Below are 20,042 nucleotides of genomic sequence, written 5' to 3' on the forward strand. Positions count from 1 at the left end.
CCGGTGCCCGATCTCGCGACGCGCGCGGGATCAGGCGTGGGAACCTGTCGGCGGCGGGCCACCGTCGCGGAAGGCGAGCAGATCCCGTTCGTGCGGAACCTGGGTGGCCGCCCCGTCGGTCATCCACTCGCGGAGAACCTTGGTGGCCCGCACATCGTCCTCGTTGTACTCCAGCAGCCGGACTCGCTGGGTGAGGTCCACGGGCTTGTCCGCCAGTCCGACCGCGGAGCTGTACCACTCCATCGAGGCTTCGCCACCCGCGTCGTCGTCACGCCAGGAGAATCCGGCGACCGGGGCAACACGCTTGAGCCCCTTACCTTTCGGGCAGATGAAGTTCTTCCCGACCGCCTCATAGATGTCGACCCACTCTTCCGAGCCGATGAACTTCTCCACCTCGGCACGCGTCGGAATGCCGGGATCGCCGATGAACCGATCCGCCGACCCGAGGAGCCAACGATTCTCCGCTTGCTGTGAATAGCAGTATGCGGCAAAGGTTTTGCCCGACTCGTGGGCTGCGGAACGTTCGGCCATCAGCCAGTCCCAGAACTCGGCAAAGGATCGGGCCTCGTCGCGGGTGGGCAGCGGCGACCAGGTCAGGAACGGCCGATACTCCACCTCTCGGGCCGGATCCGTGACGTCGGTCAGCAAAGTTCCCCACAGGTAGGCGCCGTGCTCGCCGAAGCTCTCCATGTCCACGTCCACCTCGACGTCGGCGCGGCGCACCTGCGGCACGTCGACACGGCGTACGAGTTCGGTGTCGGTCATCCACGCGATCGCGTTGACCACGGCATCGTCGAAGCGCGCATTGCTCGGCCAGCCCTCCGGCGCCGGCCCCCGATGATGAGCGAGCTGATCGATGGTGGTGATCCCGTTCTCGATCAGCACATCGGCCGGGTTTCCCGACGCCACCAGACTGACGTCGCGCCGCTCGACGAGTTCGGGATGGCAGCGCCCCCACCACGGACAGGACCGACATTCGCCGATCTTGCGCGGTTCGGTCGCGATCGCCTGCGCAGCGATCTCCTGCCGACGCCGCAAGATCTCCTGATAGTCGTCGAGCATCGCACCGGTCGCATGGACGACGATGCAGTCCGCGTCCAGGCCGATCGCCCCACCGCGCAGTTCGGCGGCGTCCGGCCCGGCGGCGAGCCCCAACTCGATGAGCATCGCGGTGAGGTGGGCCAGCCGCAGTGCGTCGCGTCGGTTGGGGCGTGAGGTCCGGTGTGGGTCCGGGCTCGGCGACCACGCCCACAGCGGACTCGTCATGAACGTCGCCTGCCGCACCGCATCCGACGATCGCGGCTTCGCCGGTTGGGAAACCCGGTGGTTGACGACGATCACCGGGATGTAGCCGTCGCCGTGGGCGATCAGCAATTCGGCGTGCCCGCGCCGGCCGTGGTCTATGTCGGTCGGCAACGTCGCATTCCAGATCATCCGGGCCCCGTCGGCGCACGCGCGCAATGTCTGGTCGGCTCGCCGGCTCGCACCCTGGTCGGAATCGATGACGACGAAATCGTCCGGGTGGTCGCTGTGAATGCCACGCAACAGATTCCGCACCGCGGCTCGATGGGCGGTGGCGGCTTCCTTGCGCCGCTGCACCCCGGGCGACTCCGGGAAGTCGCCGACCAGCGCGGGATGCGCAAAGTCCAGGGCAACCCGGTGCTCGCACCCGGCGAGATCACGCGGCGTCAACGGCACGGCAGGCACGCCACCTCTTTCTGTCTGCGACGGTCGCCTATCGACCTTATGTAATGCTTGTACCAGCACCACGAGCCGGTAGGGAAAGGTCTTGGCATGGGTTTGTTCTCGTCCGACGGAAAGAGCCGCGCGGAACGTAAGGCGGAGGCGAAGGCGTTGAAAGCCAAAGCCAAGCTCGAGGCGAAGTTCGAGGCGAAGGACCGGCGGCGGGCGGAGAAGGCCCGCCGCAAGGCCGAGACGAAGTTCCACAAGAAGGATCTGAAGGCCGAACGCAAGACCGCGGCCAAGGTCGCGAAGTCGCAGGAAAAGGTCGTCAAGGCCGAGACCAAGAAGATCGCGACGGAAGCCAAGGTCGCCGCCGATGCGCGCCGGTTCAGCCCGGCCAGCGTCAAGCGTTATCTGACGGTCGCCCGGATGGTCGCGCCGATCGTCGGCCCGATCGCCTACCGTGCAGCCGTGGCTGGTCGCGGCCAGCTCAGCGCACTGCAGGCCAACCGTGCCGGAGTGTCCCCCGAGGTCCTGCGGCAGTATTCGGGTCACGGTGCGTCGTTGTCGGCACGCATCGCGACGACCCGTACCGCGCTCGGCAAGGTGACCGCCACCGATCAGAGTGCGGATTCGCCGGAATTCATCGCGGCCATGACCAAGCGGCTCGACAACCTGGATGTCGCGGTGCAGACCGCCGAGACCATGCCGGCCGGCCAGCGTCGTACCGCTCACCAGTCCATCGATGACGAGTTGGGAGCCATCGACGCCGACGTGTTGGCCCGCCTCGGCGTTCGGGCCTGAGCAGCGTTCGGCCCTACTCACCGCCCAGCATCGATGCGAGGAGCGCACCAAAGATGACCGATCCCCAGCAGCCCGCGGCCCCGGAACCCGGCGACACCCCGACCCCGGCCGCCGACGCCGTCACCCCGGCCAAGAAGGCCGCCGCGAAACAGGCTCCGGCGAAGAAGGCACCCGCCAAGAAGGCCGCCGCGAAGAAGGTGCCCGCGAAGAAGGCACCCGCCAAGAAGGCCGCCGCGAAACAGGCGCCGGCGAAGAAGGCACCCGCCAAGAAGGCGCCGGGTGGGCCCGCGGGTCGGGCGTCGACCGCACCCCCGAAGTCTGCACCGCCCACCGACGACGGTCAGCAGGCGCTCCCACTCGAGGAGCCGGAGGTCCCGGCACCGCCGGCCACGCCGGCCACGCCGACCCCGCTGGCCCCGCCGACCCCGCCGTCAGCACCGGCTCCTGACCCGGTGCCGGCCGAACAGGCAACGGTGGATGCCGTCGCGGAGGCCGATTCCCGGCAGGCCAGCTTCCATCAGCTGCGTTCCGGGGCACCTACCGAGTTGCCTACCCCGGACCGGACCGTGCCGATCGCCCTCACCGCCCTCATCGGTGTGCTGGTGGCGCTACTCGTGCTGCGCAGGCGGCGCCGCAGCTGAACCGTCGGCGCGTCAGCTGTCGGTCGGCACCCGGTCGAGGATCGCCTCTGCGACCTCGGCCGGTCTGGTCTCGGGAAGCCAATGGGTGGCACCGGAGATGGTGATGAACTCATAAGGGGCGTCGACCCAGCCAGCGCACAGTTCGGCGCCGGTACGGCCCAACGCGACGTCCCGGTCGCTCCAGACATAGGTGGTCGGTACGCGCACCTTGCGCCCGATACTGTGCCGGTCGGAGAGCGGCATCCCGCGATACCAGTTCAGAGCGCCGGTCAGCGCCCCGTACTCGACGATCTCGGTGGCCAGACGATTCGCGTGCTGTGCGGGCAGCCCGGCCCGTGTGACGAAGTCTGGATTGACCAGTCCCTTGCTCAGCAGCTTCTCGGGCACCACCGGCAGCTGGAAGAAGCCCATGTACCAGGATTTGAGGAGCTGACCACGCGGCATGGCCCGCAGGAACGCACCGGGATGCGGCACCGACAGCGCGGTGAGCGTGCGGACCCGGTCGGGATGGTTGCCTGCCAGGGACCACGCGATCGCCGCACCCCAGTCGTGCCCGACGGCGTCGATCTGATCGACGCCGAGTTCATCGATGAGCGTGAGCACGTCGGCGATGAGTTCGTCCTGACGATAGTCGCGACGTCGGGTGGGACGGGCTCGCGGCGAGTACCCGCGCTGATCGGGTGCCAGGGTCCGCAGCCCCCGGGCGTGCAGGAGCGGTGACACCTGATCCCACGACGATGCGCGTTGGGGAAAGCCGTGCAGCAGAAGCACCGGGGTGCCGTCGAGCGGTCCGTCGTCGATGACGTCGAAGGTCAGCCCCGCGCGCCGGAACTCGGTGACACGCGTCGAGCGGTAACGATCTGCCAGTTCCATCAAGGCCTCCCCGGTGCTGTCACCCGGCCAGGCCCGCGGTCACGGTGGCCGGTGTCCCGCACCGACGATACTGCCGACGCCGAGCGGACCGGAGATCTTTCGATCCCCGGTCCGCCGGAATTGTGTGTCGTCGGTCAGTTCAGCTTGTAGACCGTCATTCCGCCGACCTGCGTCGCGGTGAAGTTCTCCGCCACCCAGGCCGAGATCTCGGAGCTGGACCCGCGTCCGCCTCCGGGACCCCCGGCGCCCGATCCGCCGATGTAGTACGCGATCTTGCCCTGCTTCACGTACCCGATGAACTGGTCCAGCGTCGGCGTCGGATCGCCACTCCATCCGCCCATGGCCATGACCGGCCGCAGGGTCGCGACCTCGATCTGGGAGGCCATCTGAGAGCCGCCGACCGCCGCCGCCCAGGTGGTGTCGGTGTTCTTGAGCAGTTCGGTGAGCTCGGAGTTCAGGCTCATCCCGCCCATACCGCGCGGCTGCCTGCCATCCTGGCCCCCGTCGCCCGGACCGTCGGAGCGGGCACCACCCGGAGCGCCGCTCAGCGGCACACCCATTCCCGGACCGCCCATTCCCGGACCGCCCGGCGCGGAACCACCGTCGCGAGCACCGGGACCACCGGGTCCACCGCCCGGACCACCCATACCGCCGCCGGGCATCGAGGTGTTCACCGCGGTCGGGATCGACCCGGTGTGTTCGGTCGCCGCGGTCGCGATGGTGAAGGCCACCGTCCCGCCGGCCGTCGCGATCGACCCGGCGATGAGGGCCGCGGCCAGGACCCGACGCATGCCCAGTCGGCCACCGGCGACGACGCCGATTGCCGCGATCACGGCCACCACCCCGATCACCCAACGGCACCAGGCCGGACCGAAGTCGTTGCGCTGCAGGAGCACCACCGACCAGGCTGAGCCGCCGACGATCATCGCGGCCATCGTGATCCGACCGTCCCAGTGCTCACGTCGACGCCACGCCTGCACCGCGCCGAAGCCGATCAGCACACCGATCGCGGGCGCGAGCGCCACCGTGTAATACGGGTGGATGGTGCCGCTCATGAAGCTGAAGATCAGACCGGTGACGAGCAACCACCCGCCCCAGGCGATGACCGCACCCACCTCCTTGCGGGTGAGCCGGACCTGGAATTCGCGGTCCCGTAGACCCCGCACCAGCAGGTAGGCGGCGAAGATCAGCGCGATCAGCGCCACCGGCAGCAGCCAGGAGATCTCGTTGCCCATCTCCGACGAGAACAGTCGATGGAGCCCCGTCTCGCCGCCGAAGGAACCACCCGCGGCGCCGCCACCGCCGGGGCCACCACGACCCCCGCCGGGCCCGCCCTCGCCGCCGCTGATGCGGCCGACGCCGTTGTATCCCCAGACCAGATCCATGAAGGAGTTGTCCGCCGAGCCGCCGATATAGGGCCGCGACGAACCGGGTACCAGCATCGTGACGACCACGAACCAGCCCGCCGACACCACCAACGCGGCGGCCGCACCCAGCAGCGCGACGATACGACGACCCCAACCGTTGTTGGCGCACAACAGATATGCGAGTCCGAAGGCAGGTAGGACGAGCAGCCCCTGCAGCATCTTGGTGAGGAACGCGAACCCGAGTGCGACACCTACCAGCGCCAGCCAGCGACCGGAATCGGCGGCGATTGCCCGCGCCAGCGCGTAGCCCGCAGCGACCATCAACAGCACGAGCAGCGCGTCGGGGTTGTTGAAGCGGAACATCAGCGCGGCCGCCGGGGTGAAGGCGAGGACGCCACCGGCGATCAGACCGGCGACGGTGCCCTGCTTCGGGTCGTCGAAGACGCGCCGCATGGTCGCGTAGACGAGGGCGACGGCGGCGACGCCCATCAGCGCCTGCGGAACGAGGACGGCCCAGCTGTTCATCCCGAAGATGCGGACGGACAGCCCGGTGACCCACAGTGACGCAGGCGGCTTGTCGACGGTGATGAAGTTAGACGGGTCGAGAGCACCGAAGAACCAGGCCTTCCAGCTCTCCGACCCGGCCCACGCGGCCGCCGCATAGAAGCTGTTGGCGTACCCGTTGGCCGACAGATTCACCAGATAGAGGAGAGCCGTCGAGACCAGCAGCCCGGCCAGGGCGAACGGACTCCACGACACCGGCCGCGCGGCGAACCATCGCCGGACGCGCGCCGCCGTCCCCGGCGGCTCGGCCGCGCCCGCCGACATGTCCGGTACGGACACCTCGGGATGGTCAAGTGCTGCGGTCATGGTGATGCCTCCTCTGAATCGTTGCGTTCAGAGTGGCCCGCGGGTCTCCCACGACGCTGCGGGGTGGCTGGGAGAAGTCTGTGAACGACCGCCACCGATACGCGGGTATCTGCCCGCCCGCGTATCAGCGGCCGGGCAGGTACTTCAGCGCGCGGACCGCCGCCGGGGTGACCGCACGGTACAGCTTGGTCGGCACGAAGGGCGCACGGTCGATGCCGATGAATCGCTGTTCGGCGATGCTCTGCGGCTCGGTGTATTTGAGCAGTCCCTCGACGCCGTGCCTGCGCCCGACACCGGAGATACCCATGCCGCCCATCGGCGCCGCCGTCGACGCCCACGCGGCCGCATAGCCCTCGTTGATGTTGACCGTGCCTGCCCGCAACTGGTCGGCGATCGCGTTCGCCTCCGCGCTGCTACCCGCGAAGACGCTGGCGTTGAGGCCGTAGTCGGTGGCGTTGGCCAGTTTGATCGCCTCATCGGCGGAGTCGACCGGGTAGATCGACACCACCGGACCGAAGGTCTCATCACGGAAGCAGAGCATCTCGTCGGTGACGTCGGTGAGGACGGTCGGCTCGTAGAAGAACGGGCCGAGGTCGGCGCGGCGCTTGCCACCGGCCAGAACCTTGGCACCCTTGGCCACCGCATCGGCGACATGGGCTTCGGCGGCCTCGACCTGCGTGGCCGACGCCAGCGACCCCATGTCGGCAGTGAAGTCGTAGGCCGCGTTGAGCTTCATGTTGGACACGAATGCCGCAAAGCGATCGGCGAATTCGTCGGCGATGGCCTTGTCGACGTAGATGCGTTCGATCGAGATGCACAGCTGGCCGGAGTTCGAGTAGCAGGCTCGCGCCGCACCCTGCACGGCGTCGGCGAGCTTGGCTCCCTTGGTGATGATCATCGGGTTCTTCCCGCCGAGTTCGGCGGAGAAACTGATGAGCCTGCGTCCGGCCTGCTCGGCGAGCGTGGCCCCGGTCGCCGACGACCCGGTGAACATCACGTAGTCGGTGGTGGCGACGATCGCCTGTCCGACAACACTTCCCGGTCCCGGAACGACGGCGAACAGCTCCCGCGGCAGACCTGCCTGGTAGAGCAGCTCGGCGCAGGCGAGGGCGCAGTAAGGTGTCTGACTGTCGGGTTTGATGACGACCGCGTTGCCGGCGAGCAGCGCGGCGACGGCGTCGGAGACTGCCAGCGTCAACGGGTAGTTCCACGGGCTGATGACGCCGACGACACCCTTCGGCTGATAGCGCACCCGCACACTGGTGGCACCGGGCAGCATGCCCTTGACCTTGTGCTCGGCCAGCGCCTTCGGGCCGGTGGTCGCGTAGTGACGCGCGGTGAGGGCGACGTCGAGGACTTCTTCCTGCGCGTAGATGCGTGCCTTACCGGTCTCGGCCTGCGCGATGTCCATCAACGACGCCGCGTTGGTGTGGACGAGTTCGGCGAATCGGGCCAGGACCTTCGCCCGTTCGGCCGCGGTCCGGGTGGCCCAGCCCTGCTGCGCGACACGCGCCCGCGCCACCGCCGCCTCGAGGTCTGCGGCGGTACCCACCGGGATGGTCGCCATCTCGACCCCGGAGAAGGCCTCCAGCACCGGACGGGTCGGGCGCGCGGACGCGTCGTCGATGGCGACCAGCGCACCGAGTCGGGCGAAGTATTCGGCGGACGGCTTGGGCATGGGGACTCCCTCGGCTGGTTGGGTTTCGGCTGGTGGTGTGGTGCCCGGTGGGGATCAGCCCTGCGGTGCGACGAGGACGATGCCGTCGTCGTCGGAGTACACGAGGTCGCCGGGATTGAAGGTCTCGCCACCGATCGTCAGCGGTACATCGCGTTCGCCTGCGCCGGTCTTGGTGGACTTGCGGGGGTTGGTGCCCAGCGCCTTCACACCGATCGCCATCCCGCCGATGGTCTTGGCATCCCGGATCGCGCCGTGCGCGATGATCCCGACCCAGCCGTTGGACCGGCCGAGTTCGGCGATGATGTCGCCGACGAGGGCGGTGTGCACCGAGGCGTCGCCGTCGATGACCAGCACCCCGCCGGGGTTGGATTCGGACAGAATCGACTTGAGCAGCGCGTTGTCCTGGAAACATTTGACCGTACTGACCCGGCCGACGAACTCCCGGTTGCCGCCGTATTGGGTGAACTGGGTGTCGCAACTACGCACGTCGGCACCGATCTCGTCGACGAGGTCAGCAGTCGGGGTGAAGGTCAGCTCGCTCATGCCGACCAGTTTAGGTGTAACCGCAAGTTCCGGGTTACTTGCGGGTAGGGATCGCGGCATCGGCCTGCCTCCGGTCACCGACCATGCATTTCGTCGATGAGTTCGGCGACCTCTTCGGGAACTTCGAGCACCAGGAAGTGCCGAGCCGCGACCGTACGCAACCGGCCGCCGAGCGCGGCCGCATACCGCCGCTGCTTGGCCAACCAGATCTGCTGCCACACCGGCGATCCCGACAATGCAGCCACCACGACGACCGGCACCGGCGGAAGCGGGGCGTACCGCCGCAGTCGGCGCAGCGTCGCATTGACGGTCGGGAATGCGGCGTTCTCCACCAGGGTGGTGCGCACCATCATCGACCCGCCGAAATAGCGGTCACCCCAGTACCGTTGCGCCGCATCGAACCCTTCCGGCGGCGTCGGTAGGATCCGTGTCCGCAATTGTCCGCGGCCACGCGGCGGCCACCCCAGCCGCCGCGCGATCGGTCCGAACCGGTCCATCAGCCGGTGCGCGTTCCGCGCCCGCCACCGACCGGGCACCACGCGCCACGGCAGCATCACATAGGAGCCGTCGAGCATCACCACACCAGCGGTGCGGCTCGGATGGGTACGGGCGAACCCCTCTACATACAACGACGCCATCGAATGCCCCACCAGCACGGTCGGCTGCCGCACCCCGAGCGCGTCGAGTACCGCCGACATCCGCGCGACCTCACCGGTCAGGGTCGGCAGATGCCCGGCGGGCACCGGTATCGAACGCCCATATCCGGGGCGGTCGTAGCGGATCACCCGCCAACCCCGGGCCACCAGCCGGTTGGCCAGCGGGTCCAGGTCGAACCAGTTGCTCCCCAGCGCGGCCATCAGGAGCAGCGGCGGCCCACGACCCTCGTCGAGGACGTGCAGTCGGTACTCGCCGATCACCCGGGTCACGCCGGGACCGGGCACCCCGTCGGAATCCGCGTCCGATGCCATCGACCCTCCTCCGGTGAGGTCCGGTCAGGATTCCTGCGGCTTGATCAGCGGGAAGGCCAACGACTCGCGGATCGACTGGCCGGTGATGAGCATGACCACCCGATCCACGCCGACGCCGAGCCCACCGGTCGGTGGCATCGCGTACTCCAGCGCCTGCAGGAAGTCCTCGTCGAGCTCCATCGCCTCCGGATCGCCGTCGGCCGCGAGCATCGACTGTGCGGTCAGCCGTTTGCGCTGTTCGACCGGATCGGTCAGCTCGGTGTAGGCGGTGCCGAGTTCGACGCCCCACGCGACCAGATCCCACCGCTCGGCGACCCCCGGGATACTCCGATGGGCGCGGGTCAACGGCGAGGTCGAGGTCGGGAAGTCGATGTAGAAGGTGGGGAGCGTGGTGCGTGCCTCACCGAGGTGTTCGTAGAGTTCCAGAACCAGTTGTCCCGCATCCCAATCCGGCCGGTGGGCAATCGCCAGGCGCTCACAGATCGCGCGCAGCGTCGCCACCGGCGTCTCCGGCGTGACCGGTTCGCCCGCACCTTCGGTGACCACCTCGTGCACGGTGCGCACCGGCCACTCCCCCGAGATGTCGACCCGTTCCTCATTGCCGTCGTCGTCGGTCCGCACGACCACCGGCTCGCCGTGCGCGGCGATCGCGGCGGACTGGATCATCTCCCGGGTGAGGTCCAACATGGTTCGGTAATCACCATGTGCCGCATAGGCTTCCAGGCTAGTGAACTCCGGGTTGTGACTGAAGTCGACACCCTCGTTGCGGAAGTTGCGCCCGATCTCGAAGACCTTCTCCACCCCGCCGACGCACAACCGCTTCAGATAGAGTTCCGGCGCGATCCGCAGATACAGGTCGAGATCATAGGCATTGATATGGGTCTGGAACGGCGTCGCGTTGGCACCACCGTGGATCTGCTGCAAGATCGGCGTCTCGACCTCCAGATAGCCACGCTGTCCGAGAAAGTCGCGCAACGCCTTGACCACCACACTGCGGGTGGCCAGCAACTCACGGCTGCGCGGGTTGATCGCCAGGTCGAGGTAGCGCTGCCGCACCCGCGCCTCCGGGTCGGTCAGTCCCGCCCACTTGTCCGGCAACGGTCGCAGACATTTTCCGTTGAGCCGCCAGGCGTCGATGAGCACCGACAACTCGCCCGATCGGCTGGCCCCGATCTCACCTCGCGCCTCGACCAGGTCCCCCAGATCGACGTCGGTGCCGAAATCAGGTGTGCCCGGGATGATCCGGCTCTCTTCGACGAGCATCTGCACCTCCCCCGACCAGTCATGGATGTCGGCGAAGATCACCTTGCCGAAGTTGCGCAGCCGGGTGATCCGACCGGCGATGGTCACCGTCGTTCCCGGCGGTTCGTCGCGGGCCTCGGCGATCGTGTGGGTGGGCGCGTCGGCGGGCGGATACGGATCGAACCCGGCGTCGACGAGCCGTTCCAGTTTCGCCAGTCGCACCCGCACCTGCTCGGGACGGTGGAGGCGGGGCGTCATGCGATCGCCGTCGGCGGCGAGTTCGGCGATGAGCGCCGGGGCGTCGACCCCGACCGGGATCGCGGGCTGCCCCTCGCGGTAGTGCCGTTTGCGACCCAGATTCGGCAGTGTGAGGAAGCCTTCGGTGACGATGGCGGCGAGCCCGACCCGCGGCAGGATCCGGGTGTCCTCGAAGCAGAGGAATCGCGGCTCCCAGTCCGGCTGATACTTGGCATTCGACTTGTACAACGACTCCATCTGGAAGAACTTCGACCCGAACATCAGCACCGAGTAGCCCAACCGCATGACCGGTCCCGCCCCGATCTGCGGTCCCTGCTCGAAGAACGCCCGGAAGGTGGCGAAGTTGAGTGAGATCTCGGTGATGCCGTAATGCTCGGAGTTGCGGCACAATTCGCTGACCATCGTCTCCACGACACCGTTGATGCCGTTGCGGTCCCGACGCATCACATCCAGCGACACACCCCGCCGACCCCACGGCACGAAGGACAATATCCCGACGACTCGCTCCTCCGGTGTCCCTTCGGCCAGCAGCGCCTCGACCAGCAGGCAGTCACCGTCGGCCTGGTCACCCAGCCGGGACAGGGCCATCGCGAAGCCGCGCTCCTCGTCGGTGTCGCGCCAGGCGTCGGCGCGGCCGATGGTCGCCCGCATCTCGTCGTCGGAGAGCTCGCTGTGCCGCCGGATGCGGACCGTCAAGCCGGCCCGCTTGGTACGGGTGACGGCCTGCCGTACCGCCTTCATCGCCGGGCCGCTGATGCTGTACTCCCGGGGATGCAGGATGGCCTCGTCCCCGATCGACAGCGAACCGAATCCGGCGTCGGCGAAGACCTGCGCACCCCGCGCACTGGAACCCATCGCGGCCGCATGCCATCCGTATCGTTCACAGAGGGTGAGGAATTCGGTGATCGCCTCCGGCCACGACTCCGGATCACCGATCGGATCACCGCCGGCCAGTCCTACGCCCAGCTCGACCCGATAGGTGATCGCGGCACGTCCGTCCGGCGAGAAGACCACCGCCTTGTCCCGACGGGTGGAGAAGTAGGCCAGCGAATCGTCGTCGTTGAACCGTGTGATGAGTGCGCGGATCAGCGCCTCGTCGGCGGCCGTCATCAGCGACTGCAATCGCTGCGATCGGAACAGCACCAGCGCTGCCGCGATCAGCGCCAGCGCGCCGAACAGTCCGAGCAGCGACTCGACGAGAACGTGTGTCTCGTGACCGTCGAAGGTGCGGGGGTCGAAGTTGGCGAAGGCGACCACCCGGTTGAAGGCGTACGGCAGCCGTTCGTCACGGGCCAGGGTGCCCGGCCAGGCCCACACCAGTGCCCAGCCCACCAGCGTGCCCAGAGCCAGGCCGACGATCAGTGTGCCGAACGCCGCGGCGAGCGCGCCGCGACGGACGCGGGTGTAGAACTGCCGATATGTGAGCAGCAGGAAGATCAGGGCCACGGCGTCGACCGTGAACCCGACGATCAGGTTGACGCGTTCGTCGGTGTCCACCCCGAAACTGGTGGCCACCGGATCGAAGAACAGCAGCGCGTTGCCTGCCATGAACAGCAGCAGGTAGATCGTGGCGATCCACCAGGCGATGCGTTTGCGGGCGGACAGCGCGATGGCGAGCAGGGCCAGCACGAACGACCACGCGAAGCTCGTATTCGGCAGCGAGATGATGTAGCTGTCGATGTAGTCGCGCGGCACGTGAATGATGTGCCGGAAGATCGGGAAGATGCTCGAGGCGAGTGCGATCGCCGCGAGGACACCGACGACCATGCCCGCGACGTGCGGCGCGTTGCGCCCGAAACCGCGTGGCCGACGGATCTTCTCGAGTAGATCGCGAGACCGACGATTCGCCTCCACCGGACGGTCGGGTGGGTGCGGGGTGGTCGCCGCGGCCCCTGCCGTGTCGTCGACGGACGGATCTCCGGCTGGGGGCGCCGCGGAGTCGGACTCCGTCTTCGCCGCATCGTGGGCCATTGGACAACCGTAGACCTGCCGTGTCCACCGGACAGTCGTACGACGCCGGTGCCCGCGATTCCCGGCAGGATCCGAGCCGTCGGATGGCCCGCACCCCGGCGGACAGGGCAAGATCAGGGGTTGTGAGCGAAATCTATGACGTCGAGATCCGGGATGAGGGCATTCGCCTCGGGCAGTTCCTCAAGCTGGCCAACCTGATCGAGTCGGGTGCGGAGGCCAAGGAGGTCATCGCGGACGGGCTGGTGGCGGTCAACGGTGAGGTCGAAACTCGCCGAGGACGGCAGCTGAGCGTCGGCGACGTCGTCGAGATCGGCGGGACGGCGGCGCGGGTCAGCTCGACCGACGCCTGACACGCGCTGCGCCGCTCAGGAGGTGAGCTGGCGAAGCTCCGCGGCGGTGACGAGGCGCTCGGCCTCGGCCGGGAACATGCGGGCGGCGCGACTACGGCCGAATCGGCCGCCGGTGAGGCCACGCAAGGCCGCGGTGCCCGGGATGGAACCGCGGCGGGGGCTATGAAGTGTGCCGGCTAACTTCATGTCGATCATTCCCTGTGTCGCTATGATGAACACCGTCTTCGTCACGGTGGATTTACTTTGTCCTACTGTAGAGGCTCGCGGGCTTGTTGTCTGTCCCTTTTTTCGTGGTCTGAGCCACTTTTCCCAGTCCGGTCTGTCCCAGTCCGGTCGCGGCCGCCGTCGTCGGGCCTCTCATCCGGATACATCGATCGTCCCACCGCGACCGTTACCCGACGACGACCGACGCGCGGCGGAAGTCGGGCGGGGAGATCGGCGTCGGCACTCGGTCGCCGGCGGGCGCGACCGCCCCAGAAAGCAGTCACCCCGCCGACCGTCATCGGTTGGCGGGGTGACCGGCTGTCGGGATGTCAGCCGAGGCGGAGATCAGCGCTGGGCGACCTGCGTCGGGTAGATCGGCGTGGGCAGATCCGACGACCCGGTCAGGAACGCGTCGGCGGCCGCGGCAGCCGATCGGCCCTCGGCGATCGCCCACACGATCAGCGACTGACCGCGACCGGCATCACCGGCGACGAAGACGCCGGGCTGCCCGATGGCCGCGAAGTTGTCGTCGCGCTTGATGTTGCCGCGCGGGTCGTACTCGACGCCGAGCTTGTCGAGGAAGTCCTCCCGCTCGGGACCGACGAAGCCCATCGCCAGCAGGACGAGATCGGCTTCCAGCTCGAAGTCGGAGCCGTCGACCTTCTCGAAGCGTCCCTCGCGCATGACGACCTCGTGGGCCTTGAGCGCGGTGACCTTGCCATCGGCGCCGGTGAACTGCTCGGTGTTGACCGAGAAGACACGTTCGCCGCCTTCCTCGTGCGCCGAGGAAACCCGGAACATCAGCGGGTAGGTCGGCCACGGGGTCGACTCGGCGCGTTCCATCGGCGGGCGCGGCATGATCTCGAACTGGTGCACGCTCTCGGCGCCCTGGCGCAGCGAGGTACCCAGGCAGTCGGCGCCGGTGTCGCCGCCGCCGATGATGATGACCTTCTTGCCGGTGGCGGTGATCTGACCGGGGACCTCGTCGCCCAGCTGGATCTTGTTCGCCTGCGGCAGGAACTCCATCGCCTGGTGGATCCCGTCGAGTTCGCGGCCCGGGATGGGCAGGTCACGTCCGATGGTGGAACCGACCGCGATGATGACGGCCTCGAAGTCAGCGCGCAGCTGCTCGACGGTCACGTCGACGCCGACGTTCACGCCGGTCCGGAAGACGGTGCCCTCGGCCTCCATCTGCGCCAGACGACGGTCGATGTGGCGTTTCTCCATCTTGAACTCGGGGATGCCGTAGCGCAGCAGACCGCCGATGCGGTCAGCCCGCTCGAAGACGGTCACGTCGTGACCGGCCCGGGTGAGCTGCTGGGCGGCGGCCAGACCGGCCGGACCCGAACCGATGACCGCGACGCTGCGACCGGTCTTCTCAGCAGGCAGGACCGGGGTGACCCAGCCCTTGTCGAAGGCGTTGTCGATCAACTCGACCTCGACCTGCTTGATGGTGACCGCGGGCTGGTTGATTCCGAGCACGCACGACGCCTCACAGGGGGCCGGGCACAGACGACCGGTGAACTCCGGGAAGTTGTTCGTCGCGTGCAGCCGCTCGATGCCGTCCCGCCACCGGTCCTTGTAGACCAGGTCGTTCCACTCGGGGATCAAGTTCCCCAGTGGGCAGCCGTTGTGGCAGAACGGGATACCGCAGTCCATGCACCGGCTAGCCTGGGTCTGGAGTTCACCCTTGTCGAAGTCGGTGTAGACCTCTTTCCAGTCGAGCAGACGCAGATCGACCGGACGACGGTCGGGCAGTTCCCGCTCGGTGTGCTTGAGAAAACCTCTGGGGTCAGCCACGTGCGGCCTCCATGATCGCTTCGTTCACATCTCGTCCATCTCGCTCGGCCGCGGCAATAGCGAGGAGCACGCGCTTGAAGTCGCGCGGCATCACCTTGACGAATTTACCCTTGGCCGTGTCCCAGTCGGCGCGAATCGCGGCGGCCACCGGGGATTCGGTCTCGGCGCGGTGCTCGTCGATGATCGCCGCCAGGAACTCGAGATCCTCGTCGTCGAATTCCTCGATGTCGACCAGCTCGGTGTTGAGGTTGGCCGGGAAGGTGCCCTCCGGGTCGTAGACGTAGGCGATACCGCCGGACATGCCGGCCGCGAAGTTGCGCCCGGTGCCACCGAGTACGACCACACGACCACCGGTCATGTACTCGCAGGCATGGTCACCGACGCCTTCGACGACGGTCGTCACACCGGAGTTGCGCACGCAGAAGCGTTCGCCGACGACACCGCGCAGGAAGATCTTGCCCGACGTCGCGCCGAAGCCGATGACGTTGCCGGCGATGATGTTGTCTTCGGCGACAAAGCCTTCCGGCGCATTGCGCGCCGGGCGGACCACGATGCGGCCACCGGAGAGGCCCTTGCCGACGAAGTCGTTGGCGTCGCCCTCCAGGCGAAGGGTGATGCCGCGGGGCACGAAGGCGCCGAAGCTGTTACCCGCCGACCCGTTGAAGTCGATCATGATGGTTCCGTCCGGAAGCCCCTGCCCGCCATAGGTCTTGGTGACCTCGTGGCCGAGCATGGTGCCCACGGTGCGGTTGACGTTGGTGATCTTCGAGCTGAACGAGACGCGGGTGCCGTGATCGAGAGCCTCGCGACTCTGTGCGATCAGCTGCTGATCCAGCGCCTTGTCCAGCGCATGGTCCTGCACGCCGGAGCAGTACAGGTCCTGATTCATGAACGGGGACTCCGGAGTCGCCAGGACCGACGACAGGTCGAGCTTGCCCGCCTTCGACGACGACCAGTGCGCGATGGCCTTGGTCGTGTCGAGCGCCTCGACATGCCCGACCGCTTCCTGCAGGGTGCGGAAGCCGAGGCGCGCCAGCAGTTCCCGGACCTCTTCGGCGATGAACATGAAGAAGTTCTCGACGAATTCCGGCTTGCCGGTGAAACGCTCACGCAGCAGCGGGTTCTGGGTGGCCACGCCCACCGGGCAGGTGTCGAGGTGGCAGACGCGCATCATGATGCAGCCCGAGACGACCAGCGGCGCGGTCGCGAAACCGAACTCCTCGCCACCGAGCAGCGCCGCGACGACGACGTCGCGACCGGTCTTGAGCTGGCCGTCCACCTGGACGACGATCCGGTCGCGAAGACCGTTGAGCAGCAACGTCTGCTGGGTTTCGGCCAGACCGATCTCCCACGGTGCACCCGCGTGCTTTTCCGAGGTCAGCGGGGTCGCACCGGTGCCGCCGTCATGGCCGGAGATCAGCACGACGTCGGCGTGTGCCTTGGAGACACCGGCGGCGACGGTACCGACACCGACCTCGGACACCAGCTTCACGTGGATGCGGGCGGCCGGGTTGGCGTTCTTCAGGTCGTGGATCAGCTGAGCGAGATCCTCGATCGAATAGATGTCGTGGTGCGGCGGCGGCGAGATCAGGCCGACGCCGGGCGTCGAACCTCGAACCTCGGCGACCCACGGGTACACCTTGTGCGGCGGCAGCTGGCCACCTTCACCGGGCTTGGCGCCCTGCGCCATCTTGATCTGGATGTCGGTGCAGTTGCTCAGGTAGTGCGAGGTCACACCGAAACGGCCGGACGCGACCTGCTTGATCGAGCTGCGGCGCCAGTCACCGTTCTCGTCGTGATGGAAGCGCCGCGGATCCTCGCCGCCCTCACCGGAATTCGAACGACCGCCGAGACGGTTCATGGCGATGGCCAGGGTCTCGTGGGCCTCGGCCGAGATCGAGCCGAAACTCATCGCACCGGTGGAGAACCGCTTGACGATCTCGCGAGCCGGCTCCACCTTCTCGATCGGGATCGGGTCCCGGTCACCGAAGTTGAAGTCGAACAGACCGCGCAGCGACGCCATCTGGCGTGACTGGTCGTCGACGAGCTTGGTGTACTCCTTGAAGACCTTGTACTGACCGGTCCGGGTGGAGTGCTGCAGCTTGAACACCGTGTCCGGGTTGAACAGGTGGTACTCGCCTTCACGGCGCCACTGGTATTCACCGCCGACCTCGAGTTCGCGGTGTGCGCGCTCGGTCGGACGATCGCTGAAGGCCAGTGCGTGGCGGGTGGCGACGTCGGCGGCGATGTCGTCGAGGTCGATGCCGTCGAGCTGGCTGTTGAGGCCCGAGAAGAACTCGTCGACGGTGCCCTGCGAGATGCCGATGACCTGGAAGAGTTGCGCGCCGGTGTAGGAGGCCAGCGTCGAGATGCCCATCTTGGACATCACCTTGAGCACACCCTTGCCCGCGGCCTTGATGTAGTTGGCCCGCGCCTTCGCGAAGTCGATGTCGCCGAGCGCGCCGCGCTCGACCATGTCCTCGATGGACTCGAAGGCCATATACGGGTTGACCGCGGCCGCGCCGAAGCCGATCAGGGCGGCGACGTGGTGCACCTCGCGGCAGTCGCCGGATTCGACGACCAGGCCGACGCGGGTGCGCTTACGCTCCCGGACCAGGTGGTGGTGCACGGCCGAGGTGAGCAGCAACGACGGGATCGGCGCGAGCGTCTCATCCGACTCACGATCGGACAGGATGACCAGATTCACACCGTCGTCGATGGCGGCGCTGACCTTGGTCCGGATGTCGTCGAGCGCGCGGCGCAGACCCGCACCGCCCTCGGCGACCGGGTACAGGCCGTGGATGTGCAGGCTGCGGAAGTCGTCGAGCGACTTGCCGTCCTGCGTCTTTCCGGAGTCGATCTGCACCAGCTTGGCCAGGGTGTCGTTGTCCAGGACCGGCTGCGGGAGCACGATCTGGCGGCACGATTGTGCGGTCGGATGCAGCAGGTCGGCCTCGGGGCCGATGGTGCCGCCGACGCTGGTCACGACCTCTTCGCGAATCGCGTCCAGCGGCGGGTTGGTGACCTGGGCGAACAGCTGCTGGAAGTAGTCGAACAACATCCGCGGACGCGACGACAGCACCGCGATCGGGGTGTCGGTACCCATCGAGCCGATCGCCTCGGCACCGGTCTTGGCCATCGGCGAGACCAGCAGATTCAGCTCTTCGGTGGTGTAACCGAACATCTGCTGACGCAGCGTGACCCGCTCATGCGACATGTGCACATGCGGCGGAGCGACGATGTGATCGACGTGGACCAGACCGGCGTCGAGCCACTCCTGATAGGGATGCTCGGCGGCGAGTGCGTCCTTGATCTCCTCGTCGTCGACGATGCGTCCGGCCTCGGTGTCGACGAGGAACATGCGGCCCGGCTGCAGGCGCAGCTTCTGGACGACGTCGGCGTGGTCGATGTCGAGGACACCCACCTCCGACGCCATCACGACGAGACCGTCCTTGGTCACCCAGATACGGCTGGGGCGCAGACCGTTGCGGTCCAGCACGGCGCCGACGACCTTGCCGTCGGTGAAGCAGACCGATGCCGGTCCGTCCCACGGCTCCATCATCGACGCGTGGTACTCGTAGAACGCCTTGTGCGCCGGCTTCATGGTCTCGTGACGCTCCCACGCCTCCGGGATCATCATCAGCACGGCGTGCGGCAGGCTTCGGCCGCCGAGGTGCAGCAGTTCCAGCACCTCGTCGAACCGCGCGGTGTCGGACGCACCGGGGGTGCAGGTCGGGAAGATCTTGTCGGCGACGTCGTCGGCGCCGAAGACCGATGCGTCGATGAGCGCCTCACGCGCCCGCATCCAGTTCTCGTTGCCGGTGACCGTGTTGATCTCACCGTTGTGGGCGACGCGGCGGAAGGGATGCGCCAGCGGCCACGACGGGAAGGTGTTGGTGGAGAAGCGCGAGTGCACGAGACCCAACGCACTCTCGACGCGCGAATCCTGCAGATCGATGTAGAACGCCCGCAGCTGCGGGGTGGTCAGCATGCCCTTGTAGACGAAGGTCTGCCCGGACAGGCTCGGGAAGTACACGGTCTCGCGGCCCGGGCCGTCGGCGCCGGCTCCCTTGGTGCCCAGTTCGACCTGGACGCGCTTGCGCACCACGAACGCGCGGCGTTCGAGGTCGATCCCCGCCGCGCCTCCGATGAACACCTGGCGGAAGGTCGGCATCGCGTCACGGGCGAGCGCGCCGAGCGACGAGTCGTCGGTGGGCACATCTCGCCAGCCGAGCAGCGTGAGCCCCTCGGCGGCGATGATCTTCTCCACACCCTCGGCGGCCAGGCGGGCATCCTCGGAGCCCTGCGGCAGGAAGGCGATGCCGGTGGCGTAGTTGCCTTCGGCGGGCAGTTCGAAGTCGACGACCTCGCGCAGGAAACGGTCGGGAACCTGGATCATGATGCCGGCGCCGTCACCGGTGTTCGGCTCGGCACCCGCGGCACCGCGGTGTTCGAGGTTGACCAGGGCAGTGATCGCCTTGTCGACGATGTCGCGGCTACGCCGTCCGTGCATGTCGACGACGAATGCGACACCACACGAATCGTGCTCGTTGCGCGGGTCGTACAGACCCACCGGTCCCGGAGCGTGCTTCATAACTTCTCGCCTCACTTGGTGCGCGCAAACCGGCGCGCACCCATCCACGTGTCTATGTCTGGGGACAGTTGAGTCCCATGACCACGTCGTCACCGACCCAGGGCTGACCAGGACGGATCTGACGGTCACATGGTGGCGTCCGCATCAGCGCCGTTGCTGACGAGTTCGTCCGGTCCGCCGCAGCGAACCGATACCA

The 20,042-nt window shown here is 67.7% G+C and carries 13 protein-coding genes; 3 read left to right on the forward strand and 10 right to left on the reverse strand.

Features of this window, described 5'->3' with window-relative positions:
- Positions 1-30 precede the first annotated feature (30 nt).
- Positions 31-1,707, reverse strand: coding sequence for a TM0106 family RecB-like putative nuclease (locus QSJ18_RS01340; protein WP_286324376.1), 1,677 nt, complete (start codon positions 1,705-1,707; stop codon positions 31-33).
- Positions 1,708-1,794: 87 nt separating this feature from the next.
- Between QSJ18_RS01340 and QSJ18_RS01345 the strand changes: the two genes are divergently transcribed.
- Both QSJ18_RS01345 and QSJ18_RS01350 read left to right on the forward strand, forming a co-directional pair.
- On the forward strand, positions 1,795-2,487 hold the full coding sequence (locus tag QSJ18_RS01345) for a DUF6474 family protein (RefSeq protein ID WP_286324377.1): 693 nt from the start codon (positions 1,795-1,797) through the stop codon (positions 2,485-2,487).
- A gap of 53 nt (positions 2,488-2,540) precedes the next feature.
- Positions 2,541-3,128 carry a hypothetical protein gene (locus QSJ18_RS01350; RefSeq protein ID WP_286324378.1) on the forward strand — a complete coding sequence of 196 codons (588 nt, stop codon included), beginning with the start codon at positions 2,541-2,543 and terminating at the stop codon, positions 3,126-3,128.
- A 12-nt stretch (positions 3,129-3,140) separates the two neighbouring features.
- On the opposite strand, the gene QSJ18_RS01355 is transcribed toward QSJ18_RS01350, so the two are convergent.
- The 6 genes from QSJ18_RS01355 to lysX all read right to left on the reverse strand — a co-directional run bounded on the left by QSJ18_RS01355 (position 3,141) and on the right by lysX (position 12,898).
- A complete protein-coding gene (locus QSJ18_RS01355) occupies positions 3,141-4,001 on the reverse strand; it encodes an alpha/beta fold hydrolase (RefSeq protein ID WP_286324379.1) in 861 nt (286 codons plus the stop codon).
- Positions 4,002-4,135: 134 nt separating this feature from the next.
- Positions 4,136-6,238 (reverse strand): glycosyltransferase family 39 protein, encoded by a 2,103-nt coding sequence (locus QSJ18_RS01360; protein WP_286324380.1) that lies wholly within the window; start codon positions 6,236-6,238, stop codon positions 4,136-4,138.
- 124 nt (positions 6,239-6,362) lie between these two features.
- On the reverse strand, positions 6,363-7,916 hold the full coding sequence (locus tag QSJ18_RS01365; RefSeq protein ID WP_286324381.1) for a succinic semialdehyde dehydrogenase: 1,554 nt from the start codon (positions 7,914-7,916) through the stop codon (positions 6,363-6,365).
- Between the two features lie 54 nt (positions 7,917-7,970).
- On the reverse strand, positions 7,971-8,459 hold the full coding sequence (gene rraA, locus QSJ18_RS01370; RefSeq protein WP_286324382.1) for a ribonuclease E activity regulator RraA: 489 nt from the start codon (positions 8,457-8,459) through the stop codon (positions 7,971-7,973).
- Between the two features lie 74 nt (positions 8,460-8,533).
- Positions 8,534-9,427 carry an alpha/beta fold hydrolase gene (locus tag QSJ18_RS01375; protein WP_286324383.1) on the reverse strand — a complete coding sequence of 298 codons (894 nt, stop codon included), beginning with the start codon at positions 9,425-9,427 and terminating at the stop codon, positions 8,534-8,536.
- Between the two features lie 24 nt (positions 9,428-9,451).
- Positions 9,452-12,898, reverse strand: coding sequence for a bifunctional lysylphosphatidylglycerol synthetase/lysine--tRNA ligase LysX (gene lysX, locus QSJ18_RS01380; protein ID WP_286324384.1), 3,447 nt, complete (start codon positions 12,896-12,898; stop codon positions 9,452-9,454).
- A 122-nt stretch (positions 12,899-13,020) separates the two neighbouring features.
- Here lysX and QSJ18_RS01385 point away from each other — a divergent pair, with 122 nt between their 5' ends.
- A complete protein-coding gene (locus QSJ18_RS01385) occupies positions 13,021-13,248 on the forward strand; it encodes an RNA-binding S4 domain-containing protein (protein ID WP_286324385.1) in 228 nt (75 codons plus the stop codon).
- 15 nt (positions 13,249-13,263) lie between these two features.
- On the opposite strand, the gene QSJ18_RS01390 is transcribed toward QSJ18_RS01385, so the two are convergent.
- The 3 genes from QSJ18_RS01390 to gltB form a co-directional block, all read right to left on the reverse strand.
- Entirely contained in the window at positions 13,264-13,434 is a 171-nt protein-coding gene (locus QSJ18_RS01390) for a hypothetical protein (RefSeq protein ID WP_286324386.1), read from the reverse strand.
- A 363-nt stretch (positions 13,435-13,797) separates the two neighbouring features.
- The gene (locus QSJ18_RS01395) at positions 13,798-15,252 is read right to left on the reverse strand and encodes a glutamate synthase subunit beta (protein WP_286324387.1); all 1,455 of its coding nucleotides are present in this window, start codon (positions 15,250-15,252) and stop codon (positions 13,798-13,800) included.
- Positions 15,245-19,846, reverse strand: coding sequence for a glutamate synthase large subunit (gltB, locus tag QSJ18_RS01400; protein WP_286324388.1), 4,602 nt, complete (start codon positions 19,844-19,846; stop codon positions 15,245-15,247). The genes QSJ18_RS01395 and gltB overlap by 8 nt, the downstream gene beginning before the upstream one ends.
- Between the last annotated feature and the right edge of the window lie 196 nt (positions 19,847-20,042).

Source organism: Gordonia heveisoli, from assembly GCF_030315745.1.
Lineage (GTDB): Bacteria > Actinomycetota > Actinomycetes > Mycobacteriales > Mycobacteriaceae > Gordonia.